A 4,217-nucleotide genomic window follows, 5' to 3' on the forward strand; every position below is an offset into this window, starting at 1 on the left:
GGTTTGTTTCATCTCCCACAGGCCCGGCTTCATCATCTGGGCCGAGGCGGAAGTCGCTAGCGCGACCAGGGAAAGGGCAATACAGCGAGCAGCGATCATGGCAAGGTCTCTCGAATGAAAGCGTGGTGAGACCTTGGCTCCTTCACGCTCAGGCAAACACGCCCGCAGTATCCAACATGCTCTGGCTGACCTGACCCAGGTGATGCATGGTGTCGCCCCATTGCATCTCCATGACGGTCAGGCGCTTGAAGTAGTGGCTGCCGGCGTACTCGTCGGTGACGCCGATGCCGCCGTGCAGCTGGGTGCACTGCTGGCCAACGAAGCGCATCGAGTTGCCAAGCTGCACCTTGGCCTGCGACAGCGCGCGGCGGCGCACGGCGGGCGCGTCACCCAGGCGCAGCGTGGCGTAGTAGCTCATCGAGCGGGCCAGTTCGAGCTGCATCTTCACGTCGGCGATACGGTGCTTGAGCGCCTGGAAGCTGGAGATCACGACGCCGAACTGCTTGCGCGTGTTCATGTACTCGACGGTCAGCGCGAGGTACTTCTCCATGACGCCGATGGCCTCGGCAGCCTGCGCGGCAATGCCGATGTCGGCGGCCAGTTCCAGCAGGGCATGGCCTTGGTCGGGACCGGCGATGAGCTGGGCGGGCGTGTTGTCGAAGTGGACCTCGGCCGCGCGCGAGCCGTCATAGAGCGAATAGGGCCGCGTGTGCACGCCGGCCGCCGAGCGTTCGACGAGGTAGAGGGCTACACCGTGCGGGGCGTCGTCGGTGCCGGACACGCGGGCCGGCACGATGAAGGCGTCGGCGACGTCGCCAGCCGGCACCAGGCTCTTCACGCCGGTCAGCTTGCCGTCGACGGCGCGCGTGGCTACCTGATTCAGGCGGTAGCGCGATTTGGCCTCCTGGTGCGCGAGCACGACGAGGGCCTCGCCACCGGCGATGCGTGGCAGCCAGGTGGCCTGCAGTTCATCGGGCGCGCGTCCGAGCAGCGCCGGCGCGATCAGCGCGCCCTGCGCCACCGGCTCCATGACGAGGCCGCGACCGAGCTCTTCCATGACCACCATCGCCTCGACGGCGCCGAAGCCCATGCCGCCGTGTGCCTCAGGCACTGCCAGCGCGGTCAGGCCCAGGCCCGCCAAGCCGTTCCAGGCGGCGCGGTCGAAACCGCCAGCGCGCTCGATCTTTGTTCGGCGCTCGAAGGCGTAGTCCTTGTCGACAAAGCGGCGCACCGCGTCGCGCAGAGCTTCCTGGTCTTCACTGAAATCGAAATCCATTTGTCTTGTCTCCCGCTCAGCCAAGCACCGTCTGCGCGACGATGTTGCGTTGCACTTCGTTCGAGCCGCCGTAGATCGTCGTCTTGCGGACGTTCAGGTAGTTGCCGGTCAGCGGGATGGCGTGCATGGCGCCGCCGATCCAGGCACCGCCCAGCCACTGGTCGCCTTGCCAGCCGGCCTCCATGGCCTCGTGCACATAGGGCAGGGCCAGCGGGCCACCGGCCAGCATCATCAGCTCGGTGTAGCGCTGCTGCAGTTCGCTGCCGCGGATCTTGAGCAGGCCCGCGACGTCCAGCGGCTGCTTGCCGGTGCGCTCGCCCGAAAGCACGCGCAGCACCATCATCTCCAACGCGACGACGTCGACTTCGCACAGCGCGATCTGGTCGCGGAAGCGTTGGTCGTCCATGAGCCCCTCGGCCTTGGCGATGCGCTTGAGCCGCTCGAGCTCGCGCTTGGCGCGGTTCACGTCGGCGATGTTGGTGCGCTCGTGCGAGAGCAGGTGCTTGGCATAGGTCCAGCCCTTGTTCTCCTCGCCGATCAGGTTCTCGGCCGGCACCTCGACGTTGTCGAACCAGACCTCGTTCACCTCGTGCTCGCCGTCGAGCATGATGATGGGCTTGACGCTGACGCCGGGCGTCTTCATGTCGATCAACAGGAATGAGATGCCGGTCTGCGGCTTGCCTTCGGTCGATGTGCGCACCAGGCAGAAGATCCAGTCGCCGTACTGGCCCAGCGTCGTCCAGGTCTTTTGGCCGTTGACGATGAACTTGTCGCCCTGGCGCTCGGCGCGGCACTTCAACGAGGCCAGGTCAGAGCCCGAACCGGGTTCGCTATAGCCCTGGCTCCACCAGACCTCGCCGCTCATGATGCCGGGCAGGAAGCGCTGCTGCTGCTCCGGCGTGCCAAAGGCCATGATGACTGGCGCGACCATGACCGGGCCGAAGGGCACGATGCGCGGCGCGCAGGCCAGCGCACATTCCTCTTCGAACAGATGGCGCTGCACGGCATTCCATCCTGGGCCGCCGAACTGCTTGGGCCAGGCCCAGCCATGCCAGCCCTTGGCGCCGAGGATCTTGGCCCAGCGCTGCAGATCGTCCTTGTTCAAGCGCAGCGCGTTGCGTACCTTGTGGGCGATATCGGCCGGCAGGTTGGCGCGCACCCAGTCGCGCACCTCGGCGCGGAAGGCCAGCTCCGCATCGGTGAAGTTGAGGTCCATGTCTCGCCGTATTGTCGTGATGGGAATACCCGGCTTTTAGCACGGTCGTTCGCATCCTGGCTGTCCGGCCTGGGACAGAACAGCGAGCTGGTTTCCAGAAAGCAGAAAGCCGCCCGGAGGCGGCTTTCAGTCGAGATGACTCGGATCAGGCGGCGAGCTTTGCCTTGCGGCGACGCAGGCCGGCGACACCGACCAGAGCGACGCTGGTCAGGGCCAGCGAGGCGGGCTCGGGCAGCTTGAGGTTGGTGCCACCGCAGACGCCCTTGGAATCGACGGCTTGCGTGCACTTGGTGCCGGCCACGGCGTAGAGCTTGAAGAAATCGTCGCCATTGGTCAGCGTGGCGCGGTTTTCGGTCGCGATGCTGTTGGCGCCACCGGCCGTCTGAGCAAAACCGGAGTTGTAGGCGCTAATCAGCCACCAGCTGGACGTCTTGCCGGCGCCGTTGACCGAGTTGTAGGGATTGCTGGTGTCCTGAACCATGTCGCCATAGTTGCCAACCAGTTCCCAGCCGGCCATCGTGCCGGCTGCAGCGCCAGTCAGCGTGGGCGCTGCGGCGCCGGTCCAGCGGAACACGGACACATCAACCAGGCCGGTGCCGACTTGCGTGGTACCTGCACCGCAGGTGCCGCCGTTTTGGTACGTCATCGCCTGCGTGGTGGTGTTCTTGCAGCTGATCTCGACGTTGGACGTGAAGCCAAGGCCGACGCTGCTCAGCACGGTCGAAGCGCTGAAGCTCAACAGCACCGCCTCGGTATTCTGGTTATTGTCCAATGCGTGATAGGGCGAGCCGTTGTCGGTGCCGGTGTACATGCCCTGGCCGTTGCCCGCGAACTGGGTCAGCGCGCTGCTGGTCCAGTTGCCATTGACCTTGTTGTTGACGTCGTTGGAGGCGTAGAAGCCCGACATCTGAACCGTGTAGGCGGCGTTGCCGCTATCGCCGACCGTGGTGGTGGGCGTGGTGTCCAGGCCCCAGTAGGCTTGGGCGCTCGAAGCCAGGCTCAAGCCGGCGACGAGGGCGCTCAGGGCAATCCAGCGGGACTTTTGGGCTTTCATCGGTTTTCCTTTTGGGCTGTCACCAGCTTTTATTCGCATTCGAGAGGTTTCTAGCAAGCTTGATGCCAAACCAGAAAACTCCTTGACTTTCAATGTCTTGCCAATTTGATCAGGGTGGTGACTGTTGGAAATTGTAAGAACAACCGACAGCCAAATAAGGCCTTTCGCCCCCTCAGTTGAGGGTGGCCAGCAATTTCTTGGCGTCCTCGGCCGAGGCAAAACTCACGGTGCGCAAAGCGGCGCGGAGTTCCTCGCGCGCTTCACCGCTGCGCCCCGCCTTGGCGAGCACCGCGGCAAGGTGGTAGCGAATGTCGGGGTTGTCGGGCGCGCGCAGGCGGGCGTCGCGCAGCAATTGCAACGCGCGATCGGGTTTCCCGGCGAGGTGGTTGGCCCAACCGGCGGTGTCCATCAACATGGGGTTGCGGATGTCGACCTTGTAGGCGCGCTCGGCCATCTCCAAGGCGCCGGGGTCTTTCGACTCCATCAGCACGTTGGCGAGGTTGTTCAGCGTTTCGGCATGGTTGGGACGCTGCTTCAGGATGGCTTCGTACTGCTTGCGCGCAGCGGCGAAGTCGCGCGCGTGCAAGTGCTGCACAGCGACGGCGTTGCGCACCGCGAGGTCGCTGGGGCTGCGCTTGAGCCAGGCGTCTCCCAGCTCGACGGCGGCCTTG

Annotated in this window: 4 protein-coding genes; all 4 read right to left on the reverse strand. The window is 65.0% G+C overall.

Annotated features, from left to right (window positions below; all coding sequences use genetic code 11):
* Positions 1-148 precede the first annotated feature (148 nt).
* Positions 149-1,276, reverse strand: coding sequence for an acyl-CoA dehydrogenase family protein (locus ACXJKR_RS25880; RefSeq protein WP_457325246.1), 1,128 nt, complete (start codon positions 1,274-1,276; stop codon positions 149-151).
* A gap of 16 nt (positions 1,277-1,292) precedes the next feature.
* Positions 1,293-2,492 (reverse strand): acyl-CoA dehydrogenase family protein, encoded by a 1,200-nt coding sequence (locus ACXJKR_RS25885; protein ID WP_457325247.1) that lies wholly within the window; start codon positions 2,490-2,492, stop codon positions 1,293-1,295.
* Between the two features lie 145 nt (positions 2,493-2,637).
* The gene (locus ACXJKR_RS25890; protein ID WP_056201975.1) at positions 2,638-3,546 is read right to left on the reverse strand and encodes a PEP-CTERM sorting domain-containing protein; all 909 of its coding nucleotides are present in this window, start codon (positions 3,544-3,546) and stop codon (positions 2,638-2,640) included.
* 172 nt (positions 3,547-3,718) lie between these two features.
* On the reverse strand, positions 3,719-4,217 hold a 499-nt coding region (locus tag ACXJKR_RS25895), incomplete at its 5' end, for a tetratricopeptide repeat protein (protein WP_457325248.1).

This window comes from Roseateles sp. P5_E11 (assembly GCF_054049355.1).

Bases quoted from the DNA above. Each gene is read 5' to 3' on its own strand.
- ACXJKR_RS25880 (WP_457325246.1), bottom strand. From the start codon at position 1,276: ATGGATTTCGATTTCAGTGAAGACCAGGAAGCTCTGCGCGACGCGGTG.
- ACXJKR_RS25885 (WP_457325247.1), bottom strand. From the start codon at position 2,492: ATGGACCTCAACTTCACCGATGCGGAGCTGGCCTTCCGCGCCGAGGTG.
- ACXJKR_RS25890 (WP_056201975.1), bottom strand. From the start codon at position 3,546: ATGAAAGCCCAAAAGTCCCGCTGGATTGCCCTGAGCGCCCTCGTCGCC.